Origin of the sequence: Aeromicrobium sp. Sec7.5 (assembly GCF_036867135.1) — a bacterium.
Classification (GTDB): Bacteria; Actinomycetota; Actinomycetes; order Propionibacteriales; family Nocardioidaceae; genus Aeromicrobium.
The window spans coordinates 2,008,125-2,034,250 of sequence record NZ_JBAJIJ010000001.1 but is presented as its reverse complement, the minus strand read 5'-3'; the positions used below and the strand labels follow the sequence as shown (position 1 = coordinate 2,034,250).

26 protein-coding genes and 1 tRNA gene are annotated in these 26,126 nt (G+C 71.9%); 14 read left to right on the top strand and 13 right to left on the bottom strand.

Annotated features, from left to right (window positions below; translation table 11 throughout):
- Window positions 1–2: 2 nt before the first annotated feature.
- Together V6S66_RS10205 and V6S66_RS10200 are read right to left on the bottom strand one after the other, a co-directional pair.
- A complete protein-coding gene (locus V6S66_RS10205) occupies window positions 3–1,418 on the bottom strand; it encodes an acyl-CoA synthetase (protein WP_334206634.1) in 1,416 nt (471 codons plus the stop codon).
- Complete coding sequence (locus V6S66_RS10200) at window positions 1,415–2,770, bottom strand: SLC13 family permease (protein ID WP_334206633.1); 1,356 nt, start codon at window positions 2,768–2,770, stop codon at window positions 1,415–1,417. Before V6S66_RS10200 ends, V6S66_RS10205 begins: the two co-directional genes overlap by 4 nt.
- A 114-nt stretch (window positions 2,771–2,884) precedes the next feature.
- Between V6S66_RS10200 and V6S66_RS10195 the strand changes: the two genes are divergently transcribed.
- A complete protein-coding gene (locus tag V6S66_RS10195) occupies window positions 2,885–3,631 on the top strand; it encodes an IclR family transcriptional regulator (protein ID WP_334206632.1) in 747 nt (248 codons plus the stop codon).
- A gap of 15 nt (window positions 3,632–3,646) precedes the next feature.
- Here V6S66_RS10195 and V6S66_RS10190 read toward each other — a convergent pair whose 3' ends face one another.
- On the bottom strand, window positions 3,647–4,609 hold the full coding sequence (locus tag V6S66_RS10190) for a glutathione S-transferase family protein (RefSeq protein ID WP_334206631.1): 963 nt from the start codon (window positions 4,607–4,609) through the stop codon (window positions 3,647–3,649).
- A gap of 141 nt (window positions 4,610–4,750) precedes the next feature.
- On the opposite strand from V6S66_RS10190, the gene leuA reads away from it, so the two are divergent.
- The 3 genes from leuA (at window position 4,751) to V6S66_RS10175 (ending at window position 8,413) form a co-directional block, all read left to right on the top strand.
- Window positions 4,751–6,493 (top strand): 2-isopropylmalate synthase, encoded by a 1,743-nt coding sequence (gene leuA, locus V6S66_RS10185; protein ID WP_334206630.1) that lies wholly within the window; start codon window positions 4,751–4,753, stop codon window positions 6,491–6,493.
- A gap of 115 nt (window positions 6,494–6,608) precedes the next feature.
- Entirely contained in the window at window positions 6,609–7,607 is a 999-nt protein-coding gene (locus V6S66_RS10180; protein WP_334206629.1) for an ATP-binding cassette domain-containing protein, read from the top strand.
- The gene (locus tag V6S66_RS10175) at window positions 7,604–8,413 is read left to right on the top strand and encodes an ABC transporter permease (protein ID WP_334206628.1); all 810 of its coding nucleotides are present in this window, start codon (window positions 7,604–7,606) and stop codon (window positions 8,411–8,413) included. The genes V6S66_RS10180 and V6S66_RS10175 overlap by 4 nt, the downstream gene beginning before the upstream one ends.
- 7 nt (window positions 8,414–8,420) lie before the next feature.
- Here the strand turns inward: V6S66_RS10175 and V6S66_RS10170 are convergent, their stop codons facing one another.
- Genes V6S66_RS10170 through V6S66_RS10155 form a run of 4 tightly spaced genes read right to left on the bottom strand, consistent with a single transcriptional unit; the run spans window position 8,421 to window position 10,959 of the window.
- A complete protein-coding gene (locus V6S66_RS10170; RefSeq protein ID WP_334206627.1) occupies window positions 8,421–9,242 on the bottom strand; it encodes a hypothetical protein in 822 nt (273 codons plus the stop codon).
- A gap of 19 nt (window positions 9,243–9,261) precedes the next feature.
- Window positions 9,262–10,203 (bottom strand): 2,3,4,5-tetrahydropyridine-2,6-dicarboxylate N-succinyltransferase, encoded by a 942-nt coding sequence (gene dapD, locus V6S66_RS10165; RefSeq protein WP_334206626.1) that lies wholly within the window; start codon window positions 10,201–10,203, stop codon window positions 9,262–9,264.
- 43 nt (window positions 10,204–10,246) lie between these two features.
- Window positions 10,247–10,603, bottom strand: coding sequence for a fluoride efflux transporter FluC (locus V6S66_RS10160; protein WP_334206625.1), 357 nt, complete (start codon window positions 10,601–10,603; stop codon window positions 10,247–10,249).
- The gene (locus V6S66_RS10155) at window positions 10,600–10,959 is read right to left on the bottom strand and encodes a fluoride efflux transporter FluC (protein ID WP_334206624.1); all 360 of its coding nucleotides are present in this window, start codon (window positions 10,957–10,959) and stop codon (window positions 10,600–10,602) included. Before V6S66_RS10155 ends, V6S66_RS10160 begins: the two co-directional genes overlap by 4 nt.
- A gap of 70 nt (window positions 10,960–11,029) precedes the next feature.
- Between V6S66_RS10155 and V6S66_RS10150 the strand changes: the two genes are divergently transcribed.
- Window positions 11,030–11,989 carry an NAD-dependent epimerase/dehydratase family protein gene (locus V6S66_RS10150; RefSeq protein ID WP_334206623.1) on the top strand — a complete coding sequence of 320 codons (960 nt, stop codon included), beginning with the start codon at window positions 11,030–11,032 and terminating at the stop codon, window positions 11,987–11,989.
- Window positions 11,990–11,998: 9 nt separating this feature from the next.
- Here the strand turns inward: V6S66_RS10150 and V6S66_RS10145 are convergent, their stop codons facing one another.
- Window positions 11,999–12,973 (bottom strand): hypothetical protein, encoded by a 975-nt coding sequence (locus tag V6S66_RS10145; protein ID WP_334206622.1) that lies wholly within the window; start codon window positions 12,971–12,973, stop codon window positions 11,999–12,001.
- 47 nt (window positions 12,974–13,020) lie between these two features.
- On the opposite strand from V6S66_RS10145, the gene V6S66_RS10140 reads away from it, so the two are divergent.
- Together V6S66_RS10140 and V6S66_RS10135 are read left to right on the top strand one after the other, a co-directional pair.
- On the top strand, window positions 13,021–13,866 hold the full coding sequence (locus V6S66_RS10140; RefSeq protein WP_334206621.1) for an SDR family oxidoreductase: 846 nt from the start codon (window positions 13,021–13,023) through the stop codon (window positions 13,864–13,866).
- A 131-nt stretch (window positions 13,867–13,997) separates the two neighbouring features.
- The gene (locus V6S66_RS10135) at window positions 13,998–14,831 is read left to right on the top strand and encodes an alpha/beta fold hydrolase (protein ID WP_334206620.1); all 834 of its coding nucleotides are present in this window, start codon (window positions 13,998–14,000) and stop codon (window positions 14,829–14,831) included.
- 15 nt (window positions 14,832–14,846) lie between these two features.
- Here V6S66_RS10135 and V6S66_RS10130 read toward each other — a convergent pair whose 3' ends face one another.
- Entirely contained in the window at window positions 14,847–15,137 is a 291-nt protein-coding gene (locus V6S66_RS10130; RefSeq protein WP_334206619.1) for a hypothetical protein, read from the bottom strand.
- 64 nt (window positions 15,138–15,201) lie between these two features.
- Window positions 15,202–15,273 (bottom strand) — tRNA-Arg (locus V6S66_RS10125).
- 74 nt (window positions 15,274–15,347) lie between these two features.
- On the opposite strand from V6S66_RS10125, the gene V6S66_RS10120 reads away from it, so the two are divergent.
- Genes V6S66_RS10120 through lysA form a run of 3 tightly spaced genes read left to right on the top strand, consistent with a single transcriptional unit; the run spans window position 15,348 to window position 18,841 of the window.
- Window positions 15,348–15,755: a response regulator gene (locus V6S66_RS10120; RefSeq protein WP_334206618.1), complete on the top strand. Its 408-nt coding sequence runs from the start codon at window positions 15,348–15,350 to the stop codon at window positions 15,753–15,755.
- Between the two features lie 9 nt (window positions 15,756–15,764).
- Window positions 15,765–17,429, top strand: coding sequence for an arginine--tRNA ligase (argS, locus tag V6S66_RS10115; RefSeq protein WP_334206617.1), 1,665 nt, complete (start codon window positions 15,765–15,767; stop codon window positions 17,427–17,429).
- A gap of 17 nt (window positions 17,430–17,446) precedes the next feature.
- Window positions 17,447–18,841, top strand: a complete 1,395-nt coding sequence (gene lysA / locus V6S66_RS10110; RefSeq protein ID WP_334206616.1) for a diaminopimelate decarboxylase — start codon at window positions 17,447–17,449, stop codon at window positions 18,839–18,841.
- Window positions 18,842–18,844: 3 nt separating this feature from the next.
- Here the strand turns inward: lysA and V6S66_RS10105 are convergent, their stop codons facing one another.
- On the bottom strand, window positions 18,845–19,393 hold the full coding sequence (locus V6S66_RS10105; RefSeq protein WP_334206615.1) for a hypothetical protein: 549 nt from the start codon (window positions 19,391–19,393) through the stop codon (window positions 18,845–18,847).
- A gap of 153 nt (window positions 19,394–19,546) precedes the next feature.
- Here V6S66_RS10105 and V6S66_RS10100 point away from each other — a divergent pair, with 153 nt between their 5' ends.
- The 4 genes from V6S66_RS10100 (at window position 19,547) to rho (ending at window position 24,787) form a co-directional block, all read left to right on the top strand.
- Window positions 19,547–20,869: a homoserine dehydrogenase gene (locus tag V6S66_RS10100; protein ID WP_334206614.1), complete on the top strand. Its 1,323-nt coding sequence runs from the start codon at window positions 19,547–19,549 to the stop codon at window positions 20,867–20,869.
- Complete coding sequence (gene thrC, locus V6S66_RS10095; protein ID WP_334206613.1) at window positions 20,869–21,933, top strand: threonine synthase; 1,065 nt, start codon at window positions 20,869–20,871, stop codon at window positions 21,931–21,933. The genes V6S66_RS10100 and thrC overlap by 1 nt, the downstream gene beginning before the upstream one ends.
- Window positions 21,934–21,935: 2 nt before the next feature.
- Window positions 21,936–22,802 carry a homoserine kinase gene (gene thrB, locus V6S66_RS10090; protein ID WP_334206612.1) on the top strand — a complete coding sequence of 289 codons (867 nt, stop codon included), beginning with the start codon at window positions 21,936–21,938 and terminating at the stop codon, window positions 22,800–22,802.
- Window positions 22,803–22,930: 128 nt separating this feature from the next.
- Window positions 22,931–24,787, top strand: coding sequence for a transcription termination factor Rho (gene rho / locus V6S66_RS10085; RefSeq protein WP_334206611.1), 1,857 nt, complete (start codon window positions 22,931–22,933; stop codon window positions 24,785–24,787).
- 4 nt (window positions 24,788–24,791) lie between these two features.
- Here the strand turns inward: rho and V6S66_RS10080 are convergent, their stop codons facing one another.
- Together V6S66_RS10080 and V6S66_RS10075 are read right to left on the bottom strand one after the other, a co-directional pair.
- Window positions 24,792–25,832 carry an EAL domain-containing protein gene (locus V6S66_RS10080; RefSeq protein ID WP_334206610.1) on the bottom strand — a complete coding sequence of 347 codons (1,041 nt, stop codon included), beginning with the start codon at window positions 25,830–25,832 and terminating at the stop codon, window positions 24,792–24,794.
- The gene (locus tag V6S66_RS10075; RefSeq protein WP_334206609.1) at window positions 25,829–26,005 is read right to left on the bottom strand and encodes a DUF1059 domain-containing protein; all 177 of its coding nucleotides are present in this window, start codon (window positions 26,003–26,005) and stop codon (window positions 25,829–25,831) included. Before V6S66_RS10075 ends, V6S66_RS10080 begins: the two co-directional genes overlap by 4 nt.
- Window positions 26,006–26,126: the final 121 nt, after the last annotated feature.

The window sequence follows — 26,126 nt, the reverse complement described above, 5'->3', positions numbered from 1 at the left end:
ACTCACCCCGGCAGGAGCTGCTTCTTCTGGACCTTGCCCATGTGGTTGCGGGGGAGCGCCTCGACGAACATGACCTCGCGGGGACGCTTGTGCCAGGACAGGTCGTCGGCGACGTGGGCCACGAGGGCCGCGGCGAGCTCGTCGGTCGCACCGGCGGACTCGGCCACGACGTAGGCCACGATCCGCTGGCCGAGGTCCTCGTCGGGCGCACCGACGACCGCGACCTCGAGCACCTCGGGGCGTGCGAGGAGCGACGCCTCGATCTCGCCGGCGCCGATGCGGTAGCCACCGGACTTGATGAGGTCGACGGACTCGCGACCCACGATGCGGTGGAAGCCCTCGCTGTCGACGACGGCGAGGTCGCCGGTGACGAACCACCCGTCCTCGGTGAAGACCTCGGCCGTGACCTCGGGCAGGTTCAGGTAGCCGTCGAAGAGCATGTCGCCGCGCACCTCGAGCCGGCCGATGGTCTCGCCGTCGGCGGGGGCGTCTGCCCCGTCGTCGGTGCGGATGCGCGTCTCGGCTCCCGCGACGGGCACGCCCACCCAGCCGGGACGGCGCTCGCCGTCGGCGCGGGTGCTGAGCGTCAGCAGCGTCTCGGTCATGCCGTAGCGCTCGATCGGCGACTGGCCGGTGAGCTCCCGCAACCGCTCGAACACCGGCACCGGCAGGGGAGCGCTGCCCGAGACCAGCAGGCGGGCGGAGCCCAGCTGACGTGCCGACTCGGGATCGCGGGCGATGCGGCCCCAGATCGTGGGCACGCCGAAATACATCGACGCACCGGCAGCGGCATAGCGCTCGGGCGTCGGCCTGCCCGTGTGGTGCGCCCGTGAGCCGATGTGGAGGGAGCCGAGCACGCCCAGGACGAGTCCGTGGGTGTGGAACAGGGGAAGCCCGTGCGCGACGGTGTCGGCGTCGGTCCAGCCCCAGGCCTCGGCGAGCCCCTCGATGCCGACGCGCAGGGCGTGCTGGCTCATGAGCACGCCCTTGGGGGCGCCCGTGGTCCCGGACGTGTAGAGGATCGTCGCGAGCGTCGCCTCGTCGACCGCAGGTGGCAGCGGCACATCGACCTCGGGGCGGACGTCGGCCGTGCGGACCTGGTGCGAGACGCCGTCGCGGTGCGGCCCGACCCAGCTGGTCGCGCCCGAGTCGTCCAGCACGTGCGCGAGCTCGGCCGGACCGGAGTCCGGGGCGATCGGCACGACCGGGACCCCGGCCAGCAGACAGCCCGTCACCGCGACGACGGTCTCGAGCGTCGCCTCGGCGCACACGGCGACCGGCCCGGCCCCGTCCAGGGTCCTGGCGAAGGCCGACGCCGCCGACCGCAGCCCGGACCACGAGATCGACTCCTGGTCGATGCGGATCGCCTGGTCGTCGTCGGGGCGGGTGGTGTCGCGCAGCGCGGCGAGGAACGTCATGAGAAGGCCATCCCGGGCAGGATCAGGGTCAGGGTCAGGGCGACGGGACCGACCACGACCATCGACAGGCCCCATCGGGTCAGCAGGGTCGTCATGCGCGGTCGCTGCTCCTCGTCGACGGTGGTGGCGACGTAGGTGGCGCCGACCGTGGAGAAGGGTGACACGTCCACGATCGACGCGCAGACACCGATCGCGCAGATCATGGCCCAGCCGGGGATGCCGCCCTCGGAGATCAGCGGCAGGGCGAGCGGCACGAGCGCGGCGAGCATGCCCGTGGTCGACGCGAAGGCCGAGATGAGCCCGGCGGCGGCGCACAGCATGAGGGCGGCGATCACGGGTGCGCCGATGTCGGCCGCCTTCTCGCCGAGCAGGTCGATGACACCCATCTGGGTCAGCACGCCGACGTAGGTGATGATGCCGCCGACGAGCAGGACCGAGCCCCAGTCGATGCGCGACATCGCGGCCTTGCCGGCCCTCGGGTCGATGAGGGCCAGCGCGGCGCCGAGGGCGAAGCCGATCACGCCGATGTCGGGGTTGGCGTCGCGCAGGGCCAGGACGACGACCAGCACCACGAGGACGACCATCGACCCGAGCGTGAGCGCCTGCAGCCCGGTCGGCCGGCCCACCGGACCGCGCTCGTCGTCGGAGGCGCGACCGGTGTCGAGGTCCAGCGACGACTGGCCGTACGTCGGCAGGGCGTTCCTCCGGGCCTCACCTCCGGCGACCATGGCCTTCGCGAACTCCGGGGTCGTGGCCGAGCGGCGACCGCGTCCGAACAGCAGGTGAGCGACGGCGAGCAGCACGACGTTGGTGACGACCGCGACCGCGAACAGCAGCAGCGGGCTCAGCTCGATGCCGGCGGAGTCGGCCGTGCCCCACGTGATGATGCCGAACAGGCTGGTCGGCGCGAAGGCGCCGGCGCTGAGACCGCAGCCCATCGCGAGGGCCATCAGCATGGGGTCGATGCCGCGCTTGTGCGCGACGCTCATGCCCATCGGCGCCATGACGAGGCCGCCGAGCGGTGCGCCCATCGCCGAGATCAGCGCGGTCAGGAGGAAGAACGCCGTGGGGAGCAGGGCGACCCGGTCGCCGACCTTCGCGAGCGAGGCCTCGATGAGCCAGTCGATCGTGCCGTTGCTGTGCGCGATGCCGAAGAAGTAGGTCACGCCGACCAGCAGCACCAGGATGCTCAGCGGGAAGCCGGCCACGACGTCCTCGAGCGCGATGTCGGCGATCCAGAGACCGACGACGCAGGCGACGGGGAACATCGCGATGCCGATGTTGACGTTGCGCACGGCCGCGATCGCGAACACCGCGACGAAGATCGCGAGCGCGATGAGTTGTTCGAGCATGGGGTCGTCTCCCGGGGATGAGGGTGCGTGACAATCGGTCCAACTGGTGGCACAATGGTCTGACTGATGGACCGTTGCTGTAACCTAGGACACACCCCGGACGAAAGGCAAGCCATGGCCACGACGAGCGTCGTCTCCGCGTTCCGGGTGCTGGAGGGCGTCGCGCGGCTGCAGCCCGTGGGCCTGTCCGAGCTCGCCCGCGAGGTCGAGCTGCCCAAGAGCACCGTGCAGCGGTGCCTGCTCACGCTGCAGGAGGTGGGGTGGGCGGAGTCGTCGGCCAGCGCGCCGACGCGCTGGAGCATGACGCTCCGCGCCCTCTCGGTGATCGGGGGATTCGGTGCGCGCGAGAGCCTGCGCGACATCGCGGTGCCCGTCATGAACGAGCTCCAGCTGTCGACGACCGAGACCGTGCATCTCGCCGCACCGGACGGTGACGTGCTGGTGCTGCTCGAACGGTTGGACACCTCGCACCAGCTGCGCGCCTTCCTGCCGCTCGGCGCCCGCATCCCGCTGCACGCCTCGGCGACGGGGCTCGCGTTCCTCTCCGCCTGGGACCGCACCCAGGTCGATCGCTACCTGGGCGGACCGCTGGAGGTGCGCACCGACGACACCCTCGTCGACCCCGACGACATCCGGGCCGAGCTGGCCCACATCCGTGAGCGGGGCTACTCGGTCAACGTCGGCGGGCTGACGAGCCACATCAGCTCGGTCGGTGCGCCGATCCTCGACCGCACCGGTGCCCCGGTCGCCGCGGTCTCGATCTCCGGGCCGTCGACTCGTATCGAGCCGGGCCGCTTCCCCGACCTCGGCACCCAGGTCGCGCGCGCCGCGGCACGCATCACGCAGCGCCTGGGCGCCTGACCTGCGGTCGGCGGCTCAGAGCCCCTCGCGCCCGTGCGGGGTCAGCCACACGGCCGGGTCGGGCCCCTGCGGCACGATCTGCGTCGGGTTGATGTCGGTCTGCACGACGTAGTAGTGCGCCTTGATCTGCTCGAAGTCGGTGTTGTCGCCGAAGCCGGGCGTCTGGAACAGGTCGCGCGCGTAGCCCCAGAGGTTCGGCATCTCGGTGAGCTTGTTGCGGTTGCACTTGAAGTGCCCGTGGTAGACGGCGTCGAACCGCGCCAGCGTGGTGAACAGGCGCACGTCGGCCTCCGTGATCGCGTCGCCCATGAGGTAGCGGCGGTCGGCCAGACGCTCCTCGAGCCAGTCGAGCGCGGTCCAGAGACGCTCGTACGCCGCCTCGTAGGTCTCCTGCGAGCCGGCGAAGCCGCAGCGGTAGACGCCGTTGTTGACCTCGGTGAAGATCCGCTGCATGACGGTCTCCATCTCCTCGCGCACGTCGTCCGGCCACAGGTTCGGTGCGTCGGGGCGGTGGAACTCCTGCCACTCGAAGAACAGGTCGTGCGTGATCCACGGGAAGTCGTTCGTGACGACCTGCTTCGTGGGGACGTCGACCATGGCCGGCACCGTGATGCCCTTGGGGTAGTCGGGGAAGCGGGCCAGGTACGCCTCCTGCAGGCGCTCGTACCCGAGCACGGGGTCGACGCCGCCGGGATCGAGGTCGAAGGTCCAGCTGCGCCGATCGTGGGTGGGCCCAGCCAGACCGAGGCTGATGACGTCCTCCAGACCGAGGAGCTGGCGCACGATGATGGCGCGGTTGGCCCACGGGCAGGCCTTGGCCGCGACGAGGCGGTAGCGCCCCGGCTCGACGGGCCACTGGTCAGAGTCACGCGTGATGCGGTCGGGGATGTAGTCCATGTCGCGGTCGAACTCCGCGCCTGCGGTGACGTAGGCGCCGGAGGTGGAGCGGTCGGAGTCCGCGGAGGTGGGGGTCGTCATGCTGCTACGCTAGCCGGGACATGCGTATCGCGAACCTCCTCCTTCGCTGCCGCGTCGAGGTCTGATCAGGTCGGACACCTCGCCGCGGAGTCTCGCCATCGCCGATCGCTTGAGACCGCACACTTTTCGAGGATTTCGACCATGAAGAACAACATCGTCTCTCCGCAGACCCCGTCCGCCATGCCCATCGAGCGGTACCGGGCCTTCCCGCCGATCGACCTGCCCGACCGCACGTGGCCCAGCCAGGTCATCACGCAGGCGCCGCGCTGGCTCTCGACCGACCTGCGCGACGGCAACCAGGCACTCATCGACCCCATGACGCCGGTGCGCAAGCGCCGCATGTTCGACCTGCTCGTCCGCATGGGCTACCAGGAGATCGAGGTCGGCTTCCCGTCGGCGTCCGAGACCGAGTTCGAGTTCATCCGCTCGCTGATCGAGGGCGACCTGATCCCCGACGACGTGACGATCTCGGTGCTGACCCAGGCCCGCGAGGACCTGATCGAGCGCACGACCCAGTCGCTGGCCGGCGCCAAGCGCGCGAACATCCACCTCTACAACGCCGTGGCCCCGATGTTCCGCCGCGTCGTGTTCAACGCCTCGCGTGACGAGGTGCGCGCGATCGCGACGCGTGGCACCGAGCTCGTCATGAAGCACGCCGAGCAGAACATGGCCGGCACGGAGTTCGGCTACCAGTACAGCCCCGAGATCTTCACGGGCGCCGAGCTGGAGTTCTCGCTGGAGGTCAGCGAGGCCGTCATGGACGTCTGGCAGCCCGAGGACGGTCGCGAGATCATCCTGAACCTGCCCGCCACGGTCGAGATGGCCACGCCCAACACGTACGCCGACCAGATCGAGTGGTTCAGCCGGAACGTCAGCAGGCGCGACAACGTCGCGATCAGCCTGCACCCGCACAACGACCGCGGCACCGCGGTGGCGGCCACGGAGCTGGGCCTGATGGCCGGAGCCGATCGTGTCGAGGGCTGCCTGTTCGGCCACGGCGAGCGCACCGGCAACGTCGACCTGGTCACCCTCGGCATGAACCTGTTCAGCCAGGGCATCGACCCGCAGGTCGACTTCTCCGACATCGACGAGGTCCGTCGCACGGTCGAGTACTGCACCAACCTGCCGGTCCACCCGCGCCACCCGTACGCGGGCGACCTGGTCTACACCGCCTTCTCCGGCTCGCACCAGGACGCGATCAAGAAGGGCCTGGAGGCGCTCGACCGTGAGGCGGCCGCCCAGGGCGTGCCCGTCTCGGAGATCGCGTGGGAGGCGCCCTACCTGCCGATCGACCCGCACGACGTCGGTCGCAGCTACGAGGCGGTCATTCGCGTCAACAGCCAGTCCGGCAAGGGCGGGGTGGCCTACATCCTGCGGTCCGAGCACCAGCTCGACCTGCCGCGCCGCCTGCAGATCGAGTTCAGCCGCGTCATCCAGAACCTGTCCGAGGGTGACGCGGGCGAGGTCGACGCCAGCACGATCTGGTCGACGTTCCGCGGCGAGTACCTGGAGCGCACCGAGCCGTACACGCTCACCTCGTTCAGCTCGACCACCTCGAACGACGGTCGTGACCAGCAGGTCGTCGACCTCGTCGTCCGTGGCGAGACGCAGTCGTTCAAGGGCGAGGGCAACGGACCCGTCGACGCCTTCGTCGACGGCATGCGCCAGGCCGGTGCCGAGATCCGCGTGCTCGACTACTCCGAGCACGCGCTCTCGGCCGGCGGCGACGCCCACGCCGCCGCCTACGTCGAGTGCGAGATCGCCGGCGAGATCGTGTGGGGCGTCGGCATCCACGCGAACATCGTCCGGGCCTCGCTCGAGGCCGTCGTGTCCGCCGCCAACCGCGCGGTGGGCGTCACGATTCCGCACGGCTCGGCCGGCTGACCGTCCCCTGATCGGCCACCTCGACCCGTCTCGCATCGCGGGGCGGGTCGAGGTGCGTCCAGGTGCGTCGGCTCGATAGGGTCGCTCACGAGCACATGCCGACGACGGGGGAGTCGTGACCGCACCTGCCATCACCATCGAGCACCTGACCAAGCGCTTCGGCGCCGTGACGGCCGTCGACGATCTGTCGTTCACGGTCGCACCGGGCCGGGTCACCGGCTTCCTGGGCCCGAACGGATCCGGGAAGACCACCACCCTGCGCATGCTGCTGGGTCTCATGCAGCCCACCTCGGGTCGCGCCATCGTCGGGGAGCGCGACTACCGCGACATCCGCCGCCCGGCCCAGCTGGTCGGGGCGGCACTGGAGGCCTCGAGCTTCCACCCGGGCCGCACGGGGCTGGGCCACCTCCGGACCCTGGCGCCGCAGGCCGGGGTCCCGGACTCGCGCTGCCACGAGGTGCTCGAGCTCGTGGGTCTCGACGGCGCCAAGAAGCGGCGCGTCGGCGGCTACTCGATGGGCATGCGACAGCGCCTGGGCCTGGCCGCCTCGCTGCTGGGCGACCCCTCGATCATCATCCTCGACGAGCCCGCCAACGGCCTCGACCCGCAGGGCATCGCCTGGCTTCGCGGCCTGCTGCGCGCCCTGGCGGCCGACGGTCGCACCGTGCTCGTCTCGAGCCACGTCCTGGCCGAGGTGCAGCAGTCGGTCGACGACGTCGTCGTGATCGGCAGCGGCCGGCTCATCCACGCCTCGACGCTCGCCGAGTTCGAGCAGCTGGCCTCGCACGACGTGCTCGTGCGCACCGTCGACTACCAGGTTGCGGACCGGGTGCTGCGCGAGCAGGGCTGGCGCGTCGACCCGCACCTGGAGCACCACGTGGTCCACGACGTCGATGCCGCCCAGATCGGTGCCGCCCTGCACCGTGCGGGCCTCGAGGTGCACCAGCTGGCCGACCACGGAGCCGACCTCGAGGCCGTGTTCCTGCGGCTCACCGAGTCGTCCGACGCCCCGACGAGCCAGTTCACGGGCCACGGAGCGGTCACACCGCCCCCGCCCGTCGACCCCACGCCACCGCCGCCGCCGACCGCACCCACGGCAGGAGGAGCCTCATGACCGCCGCCCTCGTCGCGGAGTTCCGCAAGTTCTTCTCCACCCGCCTGTGGTGGATCCTGGCGCTCGCCATGGTCGTGTACCTGGCGTTCATCGCCGGCGTCTTCGGCTTCTCGCTGACCGTCGACACCGGTTCCGACACGCAGCCGTCGTCGTTCCTGTCGCCGAAGGAGATCGCGCAGAGCATCTACGCGCTCACGAGCCCGATCGGCTACGTCTTCCCCCTCATCATCGGCAGCCTCGCGGTCACATCGGAGTTCCGGCACCAGACCGTCACGGGCAGCCTGCTCGTGGAGCCGCGCCGGACGTTGTTCGTGGTTGCGAAGCTGGTGTCGAGCATCCCCATGGGTCTGGCCTACGGGGTCCTGGCCACGGCCACCGTCGTGGCCGCGGGAGCGCCGGTGCTCGCGCTCGCCGGTGACGGCGCCTTCCTCGGTGACAGCGAGGTCATCGAGACCTTGGTCCTGTCGATCGTGGTCATGGCGCTATGGACGATGATGGGCGTCGCCTTCGGCACCGTGCTCACGAACCAGGTGGCGGCCATCGTGGTCGTGCTGGCGTTCACCCAGCTCATCGAGCCCATCGCACGGGTCGCGCTCGGGGCCTTCGACGCCACGAGCGAGGTCTCGAAGTACCTCCCGGGTGCGGCGGCCGATGCCTTGCTCGGCTCGAGCTTCTTCAGCTCGTTCGGCGGTGGGGGTGGCGTGGACCTGTTGCCGCAGTGGGGTGGCGCCGTCGTCATGGTCGCCTACATCGTGGTGCTGGCCGTGGTCGGACGCCTCACGACGTTCCGCCGCGACATCGGCTGAGCCGGGCTCAGCGGGTGCGGATCACCACGGTGTCGATCGCGGCCTCCGACGCGACCCAGCCGTCGGGGGAGTCCATGACGCTCCAGCGGCGACCGTCGAACGAGACGCTGGTGATCCCGAGGTGCGAGGCGTTCGCCACGGCGTAGTGGGCCAGCGCCCAACCGCGGATGCGCGTGTCCTCGGCCGCCCCGGTGAAGCGGGTCACGACGTCGTCGCCCTGGACCACGCCGCCGAGGCTGCCGAACGCGGCGTCGACGTCGGCGAGCACGGCGCTCGCGCTGCCACGTCCGGTCTCGTTGAGCTGGCACGTGAACGCGGCCGGGCTGTACCCCCGCAGTGACGACGCGAGCGACCGCGAGGCGGGCTCGTGCTGGGCGTAGGCCTGGGGGAACGCGGAGCGCTGCACGGCCTGGGCCGCGGCCGTGATCTCGAGCGTGGTGTAGTCGGCGACCTTGACCAGGCCGTCGTAGAACTCCCCGATCGAGTAGGGCGGCTGCATGATTTGCTCGACGGTGCCCCAGCCCTGGGACGGACGCTGCTGGAACAGGCCGACGGAGTCGCGGTCGCCGTAGTCGATGTTGTGGATCCGCGACTCCTGGTACGCCGTGGCGATCGCGATCGTCGTGGCCCGCGGCGGCAGACCGCGGTTCTGGGCCATGGCGGCCATGAGGGACGTCCACCGTGCCTGCTCGAGGTCGACCTGGGCACGAGTGCCCTCGACGTCGGCGACGCAGTACTCGGCGCGGTTGGGCTCGCGGTCGTTCAGGGTCGCGGCGACCGTGATCGTGGCGAGGCCCAGGGCTCCGGCGAGCAGCCAGCGCAGCTTCACGAGGTGGTGGTGCTCCGGTTCAGTTGGCGTGGAGGGCGGCGTTGAGCTCGATGCCGGCCCGCTCGCCGCGGGGGCGCGCCTCGAGGCGACCGGTCTCGGAGTTGAGCAGGAACAGCAGGCCGTCCTGCCCGGACAGCTCGAGGGCCTTGACCACGGTGCCGTCCGGCAGGGTGACCTTGCTCCCGGCGGTGACGTAGCAGCCGGCCGCCACGACGCAGTCGTCGCCGAGGCTGATGCCGATGCCCGAGTTGGCGCCCAGCAGGCTGTTGGCGCCGATGCTGATGACCTGCGCGCCGCCGCCGGAGAGCGTGCCCATGATGGAGGCTCCACCGCCGACGTCGCTGCCGTCGCCGACCACCACGCCGGCCGAGATGCGGCCCTCGACCATCGCGTGGCCGAGCGTGCCGGCGTTGAAGTTCACGAAGCCCTCGTGCATCACCGTGGTGCCCTCGGCCAGGTGGGCGCCGAGCCGGACGCGGTCTGCGTCGGCGATGCGCACCCCCGACGGCACGACGTAGTCGGTCATGCGCGGGAACTTGTCGACGCTCGTGACCGCGAGGTGGTGGCCGTGGGCACGGGCCCTGGCCCGCGCGGCGCCGACGTCGGGGACGGCGACCGGGCCGAGCGAGGTCCAGGCGACGTTGGCCAGCAGGCCGAAGATGCCGTCGAGGTTCTGGCCGTGCGGCCGGACGAGGCGGTGCGAGAGCAGGTGCAGGCGGAGGTAGACGTCGTACGCGTCTCCCGGGGCCTGGGTGAGGTCGTCGATGACGGTGTGGACCACGAGGACCCGCACGCCGCGGACGGCGTCGTCGCGGCCGGCGGCCGTGAGTGCTTCGGGCTCGTGGTCGTGGTCGCCGGGGGCGCCGAGGCGCGGCTCCGGGTACCAGACGTCGAGGACCGTGCCGTCCTCCGTGAGGGTGGCCAGTCCGAAGGCGTGGGCGCCGGGGTGCTCCGTCGTCATGGCCCCCACGCTACCGACACGGCGGTCGGGCGAGCGCGACGGCTCAACGACCGATCGCGACCCCGGTGACCGCCGAGAGGATGCAGGCCAGGGCCATCACCGTGGCCGATCGCATCGCGTCGGCCCGGCCGGAGTCGACCCATCGGATCGCGGCGTCCAGGCTCGCCGAGCTGAAGGTCGTGTAGCCGCCGAGCAGACCCGTGCCCACCGCGGCGTGCCAGCTCTGGTCGGCGGTCGACGACACGAGGAGGCCCAGGCAGAACGAGCCGGTCGCGTTGACCAGGAGGAGCGCCCAGGGGAACCGGTCGCGTCGCGGCACCAGCTGGTCGACCAGGTGGCGGAGCGCAGCGCCAGCGCCGCCGGCGACGGCGACCGCCAGGGCGAGCGTGAACCCGGTCATCGTCGTCCCCACCGGAGGCCGACCACGGCGAGCGCGAAGCCGCCCAGCACGGTCACGAGGGCGTAGGCCGCACCGAGCGCGATGTCGCCTCCCGTGCCGAGGTCCTGCACCTGGACGGCGAACGCGCTGTAGGTCGTGAACCCGCCGATCAGGCCGGTGCCGAGCATCAGGCGCAGGCGTTCGGGCACGCCGCGCCCGACCAGCAGCCCGAGCGCGAGCGACCCGACCAGGTTGACCAGGAGCGTGGACAGCGGCAGGTCCCGCACGACGCCGACCGACTCGTCGAGCCCGTAGCGCGCGAGCGTGCCGATGGCACCGCCCGCTGCGACGAGGGCGAGCTCCCGGGTGCGGTCCACGTCAGGAGAATAGGCCGAACATCTGACCGGATCGACTGTCAGATGGCCTCGTTGCCGTCACACTGTCCCCATGCGGATCTTCGTCACGGGCGCGAACGGCTTCATCGGACGGCACCTGATCGAGCGGTTCGCCGCCGACGGCCACGAGACCCGGGGGATCGACCTGGCCGCGGACCCTGGACGAGGTGTCGTCGCCGGCAACGTCGGCGAGCCGGACGGGTGGCGGGACCAGCTCGAGGGGGTGGACGCGGTCATCCACACCGCGGCCCTCGTGTCGAACTCGCCGACCCTCGAGCAGGCCTGGCAGGTCAACGTCGTGGGCACCCGGCACGTGCTGGACGCTGCCGTCGCTGCAGGCGTCTCCCGGTTCGTGCACCTCTCGTCGATCCGAGTGTTCTCCGACCTGGGGTTCCCCGACGGCGTGACCGAGGACCACCCGGTGCGTCCCGACGGCAATCCCTACGTCGACACGCGGATCGCGTCCGAGCAGGTCGTGCTCCAGGCCCATGCCGCGGGTCAGATCGACGTCACGATCGTCCGTCCGGGCGACGTCTACGGGCCCGCCTCGCGGCCGTGGACCGTGCTGCCGGTCGAGATGATCCGCAAGCGCCAGTTCTTCCTGCCGGCCCGAGGTCGTGGCATCCACAGCCCCGTCTACGTCGACGACCTCGTCGACGGCATCAGCCGGGCGACGCTCCGGCCCGAGGGGGTCGGTCAGGTCTTCACGCTGGCCGGGGGTGTCGGCGTGCCGACGGCGGAGTTCTTCGGCCACTACTCCCGGATGCTCGATCGTCGCCTCGTGCTGCTGCCGACGTCGCTCGCCCTCGCGATCGCCGGCGGTGCCGCGGTGCCGGCACGCCTGGTCGATCCCGGCACCGAGATCAGCACCGTCTCGGTCCGGTACTTCTGCCGCACGGGGACCTACTCGATCGAGAAGGCCCGACGTCTCCTGGGGTACGAGCCGCAGGTCGACCTCGCCGAGGGCATGGTGCGGGTCGAGGCGTGGCTCAGGAGCGAAGGGCTCCTGTAGGGAACCGGCTCAGCCCTCGATCGCCGCAGGCTCCGTGGAGGCGCGCGGCGCGGTGAGCCGGTGCGTGAGCGCCAGCACGAGCACGCCGCCGACCGCCCAGCCCAGCAGGACGAGCCACGGACGCCCGCCCGCGCCGTCGCCGAAGAGCGCCAGACGACCGGCGATCTCGGCAGCCGCCCCGTGCGGCATCCAGCTGCCCACCGTCTCGATCGGCGTCGGCAGGAGCAGCGGGTGCGGCGCCCGAGCCAGTACCCAGGTGGGCAGGACGAACAGTGCCGCCACGACGCCGAGACCCCAGACGCCGATCACGCGCACGGCAGCGCTGGTGACGGCGGCGGAGATCGCGACGAGCAAGAACCCGAGGGCGATCCACGACGGGGGTGATCCGGGCAGCCCGGCCAGGAAGGAGGCGGCGCCGAGCACCACGCCGTACAGGAGGGCGTCGGTGCCGATCTGCTCGGCGAGGTGCCGCGGCGGTCGGGATCCTCGGAGGAACCGGCCGGCCCAGCGTCGCGCCAGGACCAGGACGGCACCGGCCAGCAGCCCGACGGCCACGATCCACCCGGGGAGGTGCTGCGGGACGTCGGCGGGGTGCACGTCCTGCACCGCGATCGTGCGGTCGAACGGGGCCAGCGAGTCCTCGACGGCGGCGACCACCGCCGCGTTGACGCGCGATCCGTTCGCACCGGCGAGGTACAGGGTGTCGCTGGGTGTCTCGAAGTCCACCGACAGTGCGGCGATCAGCGTGCCGTCCTCGACCAGCGCACGAGCGCCCTCCGGCGAAGCGCCGACGATGACGTCGAGCGTGCCGGAGCCGTTGGCGGCCACGGAGTCGAGGACGGCCTCGGTGACCACGGGGTCGGCGGTGAGGGCGATCGTCGCGCCCTCGGGGTCGGTGGGGACCGGCCGCAGCACCAGGACGACGAGGACGAGGACGGGCAGCACCACGGCCGCGACGACGACGGGGACTCGGGCGCGCGACATGTCGCCAGCCTAGGGTGGCGGGCACAGCCCGACCGAGGAGGAAGCGCGTGACCCGTCCCGTCATCGCCGTGACCGGGTGCACCGGTGCGGTCGGCGGCGCAGTTGCCCGGCTGCTGGCCGATGCCGGTGCGTCGCAGCGTCTCCTGGCCCGCTCGCCCGACCGCGCGCCGGCACTTCCCGGCGCGGAGGTCCGCGCCTCCGAGTACGCCGATGCCGCCTCCTCCGCCGCGGCGCTCGAGGGCGTCGACGTGCTCTTCATGGTCTCGGCGCACGAGACCGCCGACCGCGTCGACCAGCACCGGGCCTTCATCGACGCCGCGGCCCGGGCCGGGGTGCGGCACGTGGTCTACACGTCCTTCCACGCAGCAGGGCCCGACGCCGTGTTCACGCTGGCACGCGACCACGGGGCGACCGAGGAGCACCTGCGAGGCTCGGGCCTGGACTGGACGTTCCTGCGCGACTCGTTCTACCTCGACTTCGCCCCCCACCTCGTCGGCGACGACGGCGTCATCCGAGGTCCTGCGGGGCAGGGTCGCTACGCCCCGGTGGCGCGGGCCGACGTCGCCCGGTGCGCGGCCACGGTGCTGCAGGATCCCGCGGCCCACCGCGGCAGCACCTACGAGCTCACGGGGCGCGAGTCGCTGACGATGGCCGAGGTGGCCGCCACGATCGCGGCGGCCACGGGGTCCGCCGTGAGGTTCCACGACGAGACGGTGGCGGAGGCCCACGCGTCGCGCGCGCCCTACGGGGCTCCGGACTGGCAGGTCGACGCCTGGGTCTCGACCTACACCTCGATCGCGTCGGGGGAGCAGGACGTGCTCTCGAGCGACGTGCTCGACCTGACCGGCCGCGTGCCCGTGACCTTGGCGGAGCACCTCGCGTCCGAAGGCTGATCAGCCCGACTCGCCGTCTCCGCCCTCCCCGCCGGTGCGGCCCACGCGGACGCGTGCGTGTCGGCTAGCCTGCGAGACGTCGTGAGTGACCGCCCGACGGTCCGTGCCGTTCGTCATGGAGTGGGGGAGACGTGGGACCCGAGCAGCTCGTCCTGACCGGCCAGGCCGGCGACCTGGCCGCCGACCGGTGGTCGGCTGCCGAGGAGCGCGGCGTCGTGCTGCTGCTCCACGGGGGCGGGCAGACGCGGCACTCCTGGCACCGCAGCGGCGCCCGCTTCGCGGCGTCCGGCTGGACCACGATCGCGATCGACGCCCGCGGGCACGGTGACAGCGCCTGGGCGCCCGACGGCGACTACTCGATGGACGCCCTGGTGGGCGATCTCGCCGCCGTCGTGGACGGGTTCGACGTCGCGCCGGTGCTGGTCGGCGCGTCGATGGGCGGCATCACCTCGCTGCTGGCGGTGGGCGAGTCGGCCGTGGAGGCCGGGGCCCTCGTGCTGGTCGACGTCGCGCCCCAGGTCGAGGCGGCCGGCGTGCAACGCATCCTGGACTTCATGGCCTCGGCGCCCGACGGCTTCGCGTCGCTCGAGGAGGTCGCCGACGCGATCGCCTCCTACAACCCGCACCGTCCGCGGCCGTCGAACCTCGACGGCCTGAGGAAGAACGTCCGCCAGTGGGACGACGGACGCTGGCACTGGCACTGGGACCCGGCCTTCCTCGGGGTGCGCGACGAGCCCAGCCGGGCGACACGGCGCGACCGGCTGCGGGCCGCCGCCGCGCAGGTCGCGGTGCCGACCATGCTGGTCCGCGGGACCCAGTCCGACGTCGTTTCGGCGGAGGGCGCTGACGAGCTGCAGCGGCTCATCCCGCACGCCGTGGTCCGAGAGGCCAAGGCGGGTCACATGGTCGCGGGCGACGACAACGACGTCTTCGCGCAGCAGGTCCTGGAGTTCCTGGAGTCCTAGCAGCGCGAGGCGGGTTCAGTCGGCGAGCTGGCGGAGTGCCTCGCGGGCCTGGGCGAGGCGGTCGGCCTCGTCGACCTCCCACCAGTACGGGCCTCGCTCGCCGAGCCCGGTCTTCGCGAGCTGCACCCGATCGCGAGCGGCCTGGATCGCCGTCTCGTCGGCGTCCGACTTCGCCTTCTTGACCGCGGATCGTGCGCGTCCGAGGTGGGACTTCAGCGACTCGACGACGTCGTCCGGCAGTGACGGGTCGGTGCGCCGCCACCGGCGTCCGTCGATCACGAGCCAGCGGGCGTCCTCGTCGGTCATGTCGGGGGAGTACCCACCAGACGCAGAAAGCCCGGACCGCTCGGGTCCGGGCCTGTCCAGCGAGTACCCCCGGCAGGATTCGAACCTGCGCTTCCGCCTCCGGAGGGCGGCGCTCTATCCCCTGAGCTACGGGGGCCCGGCGTCCGGCAGCGTGCACCGGACCGTCCGTTTCCGCGCCGAGCCTACCGGACCGCGGATACCGTGAGACAGGTGGAGGAGCTCACGGGAGTCGGGACGGGCCGGCGTGTGCTGGTCGTCGACGACACCGCCTCGATCCGGTTCCTGATCCGGATGAACCTCGAGCTCGCCGGCTTCGAGGTCGACGAGGCGGTCGACGGCATCGACGCGCTGGAGATCCTCCGGTCCGCACCGTCCCTGCCGGACGCCGTGACGATCGACGTCATGATGCCGCGCATGGACGGCATCGCCGCGACGCAGGCCATCCGCGCCGATCCCGCGCTGTGCGACCTCACCGTGATCATGGTGACGACCCAGGGTCACCCGGCCTCGGTCCAGCGCGGCTGGGACGCCGGCGTCGACGAGTACGTCGTCAAGCCCTTCGACCCTGACCACCTCGTGGCGACCGTGGCGGAGCTGGTCCGGAACGGGCGTCGATAGACTCCGCGGGTGACTCCCGAGCAGCTCAGTGACGTGATCGTGTCCGCCCTCGGCCGCCTGGCCGACGACGGGCGCCTGAGCTCGTCGGAACCGCTGCCCACCGAGGTGCTCGTGGAGCGCCCGAAGGTCAAGGAGCACGGCGACTACGCCACCAACATCGCGCTGAAGCTCGCGAAGAAGGCCGGTCGACCGCCGCGCGAGCTCGCGCAGGACCTCGCCGACGTGCTCGCGGAGAACGACGGGATCGCGGCCGTCGAGGTCGCGGGTCCCGGCTTCCTCAACGTGCGCGTCGCAGCCGGTGCGCAGGGCGTCGTCGCGGCCCAGGTGCTCGCTGCGGGCGCGGCCTACGGGCGAAGCGACGTCTACGCGGGCCAGAAGGTCAACCTGGAGTTCGTCAGCGCCAACCCCACGGGTCCGATCCACATCGGTGGCGTGCGCTGGGCCGCCGTCGGCGACTCACTGGGCCGGCTGCTCGAGAACATCGGTGCCGAGGTCACGCGCGAGTACTACTTCAACGACCACGGCATGCAGATCGACCGCTTCGCCCGGTCGCTGCTCGCTGCGGCCCGGGGCGAGGCCGCCCCGGAGGACGGCTACGGCGGCCAGTACATCCACGACATCGCCGACGCCGTGCTCGCCGAGCACCCCGGCGCCGAGGAGCTGCCGGACGCCGAGGCCACGGAGACGTTCCGGGCCGACGGCGTCACGCGGATGTTCGGCGAGATCAAGCAGAGCCTGCACGACTTCGGGGTCGACTTCGACGTCTACTTCCACGAGAACGACCTGCACGAGTCCGGAGCCGTCGATCGCGCGATCGGCCGCCTCGAGGAGCTCGGCAAGATGTACGAGCGCGACGGTGCGCGCTGGCTGCGCACCTCCGACTACGGCGACGACAAGGACCGGGTCGTCATCAAGTCCGACGGTGAGCCGGCCTACATCTCCGGTGACCTGGCCTACTACCTCGACAAGCGTGAGCGCGGCTTCGACCGCGCGATCATCATGCTCGGCGCCGACCACCACGGGTACGTCTCGCGGATGCTGGCCATGTGCGCGGCGTTCGGTGACGAGCCGGGCGTCAACCTCGAGATCCTGATCGGCCAGATGGTCAACCTGCTGAAGGACGGCGAGCCGCTGCGCATGAGCAAGCGCGCCGGCACCGTCATCACGCTCGAGGACCTCGTCGGAGCGATCGGTGTCGACGCCGCGCGGTACGCGCTGGCGCGCTACTCGACCGACTCCCAGATCGACCTCGACCTCGACCTCTGGGCCAGCAGCAGCAGCGACAACCCCGTCTACTACGTGCAGTACGCCCACGCGCGGCTGTCGTCGATCGTGCGCAACGCGGGCGACCTCGGCATCACGCCCGACGTCGACGTGCTGGTGCCCGAGCTGCTCGACACCCCGCAGGAGGGCGACCTGCTGCGGGCGCTGGCCGAGTACCCGCGGCTCGTGGCCCGGGCCGCGGAGCTGCGCGAGCCGCACCGCGTCGCCCGCTACCTCGAGGACACGGCGTCGAAGTTCCACAAGTTCTACGACGTCTGCCGGGTCCTGCCGATGGGCGACGAAGAGGTCGCGGACGTGCACCGTTCCCGGCTGGTGCTGGTGGCGGCGACGCGTCAGGTCGTGGCCAACGGTCTGGGTCTGCTCGGTGTGGGTGCTCCCGACCGCATGTGATGCGACAGGATGTGACCATGCGTTCCCACGAGGCCGGCGCCCTGCACGGCCAGGCCGGCGACCGAGGTCCCGCCTGGCTGCACCGCCCTGACGACGTCAACCAGCTCGTCACCCACCTCTGGTCGCGTCACGCGGCCAAGAGCGATGGGGTCCTCACGGTCGCGGGGGAGTCGGCCACCGAGCTCGCGGCGGAGCACGGCACGCCGCTGTACGTCGTCGACGAGGACGACTTCCGGCAGCGGGCGCGCGCGTTCCGTGACGCCTTCGCCGAGGCCGACGTGTTCTACGCCGGCAAGTCGTTCCTCTGCGTGGCCACGGCCCGGTGGGTCGCGCAGGAGGGGCTCAACCTCGACGTGTGCACGGGCGGCGAGCTCGCCGTCGCGCTCCGCGCGGAGTTCCCGCCCGCCCGCATCGCCTTCCACGGCAACAACAAGTCCGAGTCCGAGCTGCGCCGGGCAATCGAGGTCGGCGTCGGCCGGGTCGTCGTCGACTCGTTCGACGAGATCGACCGCCTCGCCCGCCTGGTCGACGAGCTGGGGGCCACGGTCCGGGTCATGGTGCGGGTCACGGCGGGCGTCGAGGCCCACACGCACGAGTACATCTCCACCTCGCACGAGGACCAGAAGTTCGGCTTCTCGATCGCGGGCGGCCAGGCGCTCGAGGCGGTCCGACGCATCACGAGCACGACGGGTCTGCAGCTGCTGGGCCTGCACTCGCACATCGGCTCGCAGATCTTCGTGACCGACGGCTTCGAGGTCGCGGCCCGCCGGGTCCTGCGGTTGCACGCCGAGATCGAGCGCGAGCTGGGGGTGACGCTTCCGGAGCTCGACCTCGGCGGCGGCTTCGGCATCGCCTACACGACGCAGGACGATCCGCGAGCTCCCGACGACCTCGCTCGCGAGATCACCAAGATCGTCGACGACGAGTGCCACGCGCTCGACATCGGTGTGCCCAAGCTGTCGATCGAGCCCGGCCGGGCGATCGCCGGGCCGTCCACCTTCACCCTCTACACGGTCGGCACCACCAAGGAGGTCGCCCTCGACGGGGGCGCCTCGCGCCGGTACGTGGCGGTCGACGGCGGCATGAGCGACAACATCCGACCGGCGCTCTACAGCGCCGACTACTCCGCCACCCTCGCCTCGCGCCTGTCGGAGTCGCCGGCGGTCCTCAGCCGCGTCGTGGGCAAGCACTGCGAGTCGGGTGATGTCGTGGTCAAGGACGAGTACCTGCCCGCCGACCTGGGGCCGGGCGACCTGCTCGCGGTCCCCGGCACCGGTGCGTACTGCCGCTCGCTCGCGAGCAACTACAACCACGTGCCGCGACCGGCGGTCGTCGCCGTGCGCGAGGGCGAGGCCCGCGTCATCGTGCGACGCGAGACCGAGGACGACCTGCTCGCCCTCGACGTCGTCTGAACCTCAGCCGTAGCAGTAGACGATGCCGTTGGCGCCCGGCGCGGTCCTGGACTCGACGGTCCGACCCGAGCGGGTCGTCGTGCAGGTGATGGTCGAGGCCCGGGGGCCGGCCTGGGCGATGATCAGGACCGACGGGTCCGTGGAGCACTGCACGACCGAGACCGAACCGGTGGACTCGTTGGGGTAGTAGTCCATCTCACCACCGGACGTGAGGTAGCCCGCAATCGCGATCGGCGCGTCCGACGTGAACCCCATCGTGAACGTCTCGTTGTCGCACCCGGCCGAGAAGCCGCCGCTCGGAAGCCCGAAGTCCGCCGGGTCGAGACTGCCGAGCCCGGTCGATCCCGGCGGGGGGAGGGTCGGTGTGCCCGAGGGGATCGCGAAGGGGTCTCCGGCGGACCCCTCGCCCTCGCCGACGACCGGCTCGGTCGCCGCGTCGTAGATCAGGTAGGCCGCGATCGCGACGAGGAGGAGCGCGACCCCGCCGATCAGGAGCGCCTTGCGCCGGCGGTGGGCCCACCTGCGGACCCTGCGCCACCTGTCGGCTGCCATGCGTGCTCCTCTCGAGTCCCCCGGTGGACGGGCCCGTGATCGGACCCGGTGAACAGACCCAGTGCGACGGCCGATGTTACAACGAGCGGTGACGTCCCAGGGGTACGGAGCGCGGCGCACGACCTGTGGCCGGCCGCCGATAGGCTGGTGTTCGTGAACTCCGTCGATCGTCCCCCTCGTGACCACCCGTTGCGCGTCGCACTGCTCGGGTGCGGCGTCGTCGGCACGGAAGTGGCCCGACGCCTGACGCGCGACGCCGACGAGCTCGCGCGCCGGGTCGGGGTGCCGCTGGAGCTCGTCGCGATCGCCGTGCGCGACGTGGCCCGCGAGCGCGACCTCGACGTGCCGGCGGAGCTGTTCACCGACGACGCCGAGGCGCTGGTGCGTTCGGGCGACCTCGACATCGTGATCGAGGTCCTGGGCGGCATCGAGCCCGCCGGTGACCTCATCCGCGCCGCGCTCGACCACGGCGCCTCGGTCGTCACGGCCAACAAGGCGCTGCTGGCCGACCAGGGAGCCGATCTGTTCGCGGTCGCCGAGAAGGCCGAGCGCGACCTGTCCTTCGAGGCCGCCATCGCCGGCGCCATCCCGATCGTGCGCCCGCTGCGTGAGTCGCTCGCGGGCGATCGCGTGAGCCGCGTGCTGGGCATCGTCAACGGCACGACGAACTACATCCTCGACCAGATGTCGACCCTGGGGCAGAGCTTCGACGAGGCGCTCGCCGAGGCGCAGCGTCTCGGCTACGCCGAGGCCGACCCGACGGCCGACGTCGACGGCCACGACGCCGCGGCCAAGGCGGCCCTGCTGGCCGGCCTGGCGTTCCACACCAACCTGACCCTCGACGACGTGCACTGCGAGGGCATCCGTTCGGTCACCGCCGAGGCGGTGCGCTCGGCCTCGGAGATGGGATCGGTCGTCAAGCTGCTCGCGATCTGCGAGCAGATCGAGACCCCCGACGGCCCCGCCGTCAGTGCCCGGGTGCACCCGGCCATGGTGCCGCTGTCGCACCCGCTGGCCAGCGTCCGCGGCGCCTTCAACGCGGTGTTCGTCGAGTCCGAGGCCGCCGGTCAGCTGATGTTCTACGGGCCGGGCGCCGGGGGTGCCCCCACGGCCAGTGCGGTGCTCGGCGACGTCGTCTCGGTCGCACGCAACCGCGTCAGCGACGTCTTCGGGCCGGGCGAGACCTCGCACGCCGACGTCGAGCTGGTCCCGATCGGCCGGGCGCGCACGCAGTACCACCTGGTGGTCGACGTCGACGACCGTGCCGGCGTGCTCGCCACGATCGCCCAGGAGTTCGCGCGATTCGGTGTCTCGATCCGCACCCTGCGCCAGGAGGGTCACGACTCCGACGCCCAGCTCGTCATCGTGACGCACGAGGCCGAGGACGAGTCGCTCGCCGCGACGGTCGAGGGCCTGCGCGGCCTCGACGTGGTGCGCGGTGTCTCGTCGGTCATGCGCGTCGAGGGAGGTCAGTGATGGCCAGGCCGTGGCGGGGCGTCATCGAGGAGTACCGCGAGTGGCTGCCGTTCGACTCCGGCGTCGTGGCACAGACGCTGGGTGAGGGCGGCACGCCGCTCGTGCACTCGGCGTGGTTGTCGCAGGTCGTCCAGGGCGACGTCTTCGTCAAGGTCGAGGGCCAGAACCCCACCGGTTCGTTCAAGGACCGCGGCATGACGACGGCGATCTCCGCGGCGGTCGCGCAGGGCGCCAAGGCCGTCGTGTGCGCCTCGACCGGCAACACGTCCGCGTCGATGACGGCCTACGCGGCGCGGGCGGGCCTCACGCCCATCGTGCTCGTGCCGCACGGCCGCATCGCGGCCGGCAAGATGGCCCAGGCGGTCATGCACGGCGGCGACATCATCCAGGTCCGCGGCAACTTCGACGACTGCCTCGACCTCTCGCGCGGGCTCGCCAAGGAGTACCCGGTCGCGCTCGTGAACTCGGTCAACCCGATCCGCATCGAGGGCCAGAAGACGGCGTCGTTCGAGATCGTCGACGTGCTGGGCCGGGCCCCGGACCTGCACGTGCTGCCCGTCGGCAACGCCGGCAACATCACGGCGTACTGGAAGGGCTTCGTCGAGTACGAGGCCGCCGGGGTCGCCTCGAGCCGGCCGCGGGTCTGGGGCTTCCAGGCCGCCGGCGCCGCGCCCATCGTGCTCGGGCGGGTCGTTCCGGAGCCCGACACCGTGGCCACCGCGATCCGCATCGGCAACCCGGCGTCCTGGACCCTCGCCGAGAACGCCCGCGACGAGTCGTTCGGGCGCATCGACATGGTCGACGACGAGCAGATCCTCGCGGCCCAGCGCGAGCTCGGCGCGCGCGAGGGCATCTTCGTGGAGCCGGCGTCGGCCACCGGGGTCGCCGGTCTGCTGGCGGCCGCGGCCGCCGGCGAGGTCGAGCCCGGTCTCACCATCACCGTCACCGTCACGGGCCACGGGCTCAAGGACATCGACACCGCGATGGCGCACCGGGGCGACCTGATCGACGCCGTCATCGACGTCGACGTCGACGCGGCGGCCGAGACCGCCGGCCTGCGGTGAGCGTGCGCACGAGCCCCGTCACCGTGCGGGTGCCGGCGACCAGCGCGAACCTGGGACCCGGGTTCGACACGCTCGGGCTCGCGCTCGACCTGTACGACGAGATCGAGGTCGAGGCCACCGGTTCCGGCCTGCACATCGACGTGACCGGAGCCGGCCAGGGGGAGGTGCCGCTCGACGAGACCCACCTGGTGGTGCGCTCGATGCAGGCGGCCTTCGACCTGCTGGGCGAGCAGCCGTCCGGCCTGCGCCTCACGTGCCGCAACGTCGTGCCCCACGGGCGCGGCCTCGGCTCGAGCGCTGCGGCCATCGTCGGCGGCCTCGTGGCCGCACGCGCCCTGGTGCAGGGTGAGGACCGGCTCGACGACGCGGCGCTGTTCCAGCTCGCCACCGACCTGGAGGGTCACCCCGACAACGTGGCCCCGGCCCTGTTCGGGGGTCTCACGATCTCGTGGGTCGACGGCGCGGCGGCAGCCGTCGAACGCCTCGACTGCCAGGTGCCCGTCACGGTCTTCGTGCCGCCCACGGCGGTCTCGACCGCGCAGGCGCGGGGCCTGCTGCCCGAGACGGTCCTGCACGCCGACGCCGTGTTCAACGCCGGACGCTCGGCCCTGCTCGTGGCCGCGCTGCTCCACGCTCCGCACCGACTCATCTCCGCCACCGAGGACCGGCTGCACCAGACCTACCGCAGCGTCGCGATGCCCGAGTCGTACCAGCTCGTGCGCTCGTTGCGCGTCGAGGGCGTCCCGGCCGTCATCTCCGGCGCCGGGCCCACGGTCCTGGCCTTCGCCCGCGGCATCGACGACGCGCTGCCGGACGGATGGACCCTGCACCATCTGGATGTCGACGCCGGGGGCGCCGTCGTCCGGTGATACGGTGGTGACGCCGGAGTCGAGAACACACTCCCCGGCACGCCACGGGAACCTACCTTCCGGTTCGTTCATCTCTGACCGCCGTCGCGCGGACGTGGCGAGACCATCGTCTAGAGGGAAACCCATCTGTGACTGACACGACCCAGGCTCCCCAGGAGCCCACCAACGACGCACCCGCCACCCGCCCCGCCCGCCGCACCAGCGGTGGAGCGCTCGGCGGCAAGGTCATCGCCGAGCTGCAGGAGATCGCGGCCGAGCTCGGCATCGAGGGCGCCAACACGCTCCGCAAGGGTGCGCTGATCGACGCGATCAAGGCCGCCCGCGGCGACGCCCCGAAGGCGGCCCCCGCCACCACGACTCCCGCGCCCGAGACCGGGTCCGCCGACGACGCGCCGAAGTCGGCCCGCTCCGGCCGTGGCCCGAAGAAGGACGCCGGCGAGCGCCCGGCCAAGCAGGAGAAGGCGGCCAAGCAGGCCGACGCCGGCAACGGCGAGCAGCAGGACCGCGCGCCGAAGCAGGATCGTGGACCCAAGCAGGACCGCGGCCCGAAGCAGGACCGCACCGACAACCAGGACTCGACCGATCGCGCCGATCGCGCCGAGCGCGGCCAGGGCCGCGGCCAGCAGAACGGCGGCGGCAACAACGGCGGCGGCAACAACGGCGGCCAGTCCAAGCAGCAGAAGAACCAGAACGACCCGAAGAACCAGAACGACCAGAAGAACCAGAACGACCCGAAGGGTCAGGGCGACCAGCAGAACCGGTCCGCCGACCAGGGCCCGCAGGACGACGACGAGGCCGGCGGACGCCGCCGCAACCGTCGCGGCCGCGGCCGCAGCGGTCGGGCCGCCGACGGTGACGTGCAGGTCGCCGAGGACGACGTGCTGGTCCCCGCGGCCGGCATCGTCGACATCCTCGACAACTACGCCTTCGTGCGCACGACCGGCTACCTCCCGAGCGAGAACGACGTCTACGTCTCCCTGTCGATGGTCCGCAAGTGGGGCCTTCGTCGTGGCGACGCGGTCGTCGGTCAGGTGCGCCAGCCCCGCGAGGGCGAGCGCAAGGAGAAGTTCAACCCGATGGTCCGGGTCGACTCGGTCAACGGCATGACCCTCGAGGAGGCCAAGGCGCGCTCGGAGTTCGAGGCGCTCACCCCGGTCTTCCCGACGCAGCGACTTCGCCTCGAGACCGACCAGCAGAACGTCGTGGGCCGGGTCGTCGACCTGTTCGCGCCGATCGGCAAGGGCCAGCGCGGCCTGCTCGTCGCCCCGCCGGCGGCCGGCAACACCAGCGTCCTGCGCCAGCTCGCCGCGTCCGTCACGGCGAACAACCCCGAGTGTCACCTCATGATCGTGCTCGTCGACGAGCGTCCCGAGGAGGTCACCGAGTTCCAGCGGTCGGTCAAGGGCGAGGTCATCTCCTCGACGTTCGACCGCCCCGCGGGCGACCACACGACCGTCGCGGAGCTCGCCATCGAGCGCGCCAAGCGCCTGGTCGAGCTCGGTCACGACGTCGTGGTCCTGGTGGACGGCATCACGCGTCTCGGTCGTGCCTACAACCAGGCTGCTGCCGGCCAGGGCCGTGTGCTCGCCGACGGCATCGACGCCTCTGCGCTGTTCGCGCCCAAGCGACTGCTCGGCGCGGCGCGCAATCTCGAGGACGGCGGCTCGCTGACGATCCTGGCCACCGCGCTGGTCGACAGCGGTTCACGCATCGACGAGCTCATCCTCGGCGAGGTCCGGGGCACCGTCACGACCGAGCTGCGGCTCGACGCGGACGCCGCCTCGAAGCGTCAGTTCCCCGCGATCGACCCGGTCGCGTCGAGCACGCGTCACGACGACCTCCTGCAGTCCGCCGACGAGCTCGCGGCTGCGCGGGCGTGGCGTCGCGAGCTCGCGGAGCTGGCCCCCTCGGCCGCTGTCGCCGCGGTGCTGGAGCGTCTCGGCTCTGCCACCACGAACGCCGAGGTCGTCCGCCGACTCGTCTGACCGCTCAGGACCGGTTCGTCGCCACGTGGGCGACGAGCCGGTCCTGCTGCAGGATCCCGCAGAAGCGCCCCGCTGTGTCGGTACAGACCAGCGGGGCGTCGTCGTGTCCGGGGACCCGGTGCAGCGCGCGTTCGAGTGCCTGCTCGGGGGTGGTGTCGACGTGGATCGTGAACGGGCGCTCGGCGGCCCACCGGCCGGCGCGCCGGACCAGCAGCGACACGGGACGCCCGCGGTCGTCGAGGACCACGGTCAGGTCCTGGCCCGCCTGCTCGGCGGGGCGTGCTTCGAGCTCGGTGTCGCCGCGGACGGTGAAGGCGCGCTGCACGAGGTGACGCAGCGTGAGGTCAGGGGAGCCGCGGTCGGCGGATCTCCGGAGCGCCCGGTGCGCCTCGCGCGAGACCGAGGGCCACGGCCACGCGGCGACGCCGACGACGGGACCCTGCGCCAGGGGGACCTCGAGTGAGGCGAGTGCGGCCAGCTCGGCCCCCGTCGCGACGTCGTCGGCCAGGATCCACGCGTCGAGCTGCGACGCCAGCCGGCCGATCGCGGCGAGCACGCCCTGCTTGGTGCGGTCGACGTCGAGATCACGCACCCAGGAGCGGCCCAGTCGGAGGATGGCCGGTCGCAGCTCGGCGATCGTGCTCAGCGACGGCTGGTCCTCGAGGCGGCTCCCGGTCGACAGGAGGGCGCCCGCGTCACGCACAGCCTGCAGGTGACGGCGGGCTTCCACGCCGAGCCGTTCGGGCCGGTCCAGGTGCACCACGACACCACCGAGGTCGCCGGAGCTCGTCATGAGGTCCGGCCACGCGGGGTCCGCGAGGTCGTCCGGAGCCACCGGGACGGTCAGGAACGTGTGGGGCGGCAGTGTGGCGCGCGCCTCCAGTCCGGCGCGCGTGGCGTCGCCCGCGTCCAGGTCGGCACGCGGGACCACCTCGAACCCGGCCGCGGTCCGCCGGGCGACGTCGAGCACGGGTCGCAGACCGACCGAGGGCCCCGCGACGGCGAGGTCGAGCGCCTGGTCGGTGAAACCCGGCGAGACGTTCACGCCACGTCGCGGATCTGGCTCCGGACGGCGTCCACCAGGTCGGCCGGCACTTCGATCAGGCCGTGGTCGGCGCGGGCGTGGATCGCGACCGCATGGAGGACGTCGTCCTCGGTGTCGCAGACCCAGGTGGCGTCACAGCCGGGGACCACGTCCCCGCAGGCAAAGGACTTCATGATGCTCTCCCTCAACGACCCTCCCTGGTCGGTCCGCAGATGGTCCGACCGGTCGCTCCTCGAGTCTAGAGCCGTCCGACCTACCGATGGATGGTCCATCGGAGCGGTTCCCGGCGGGACT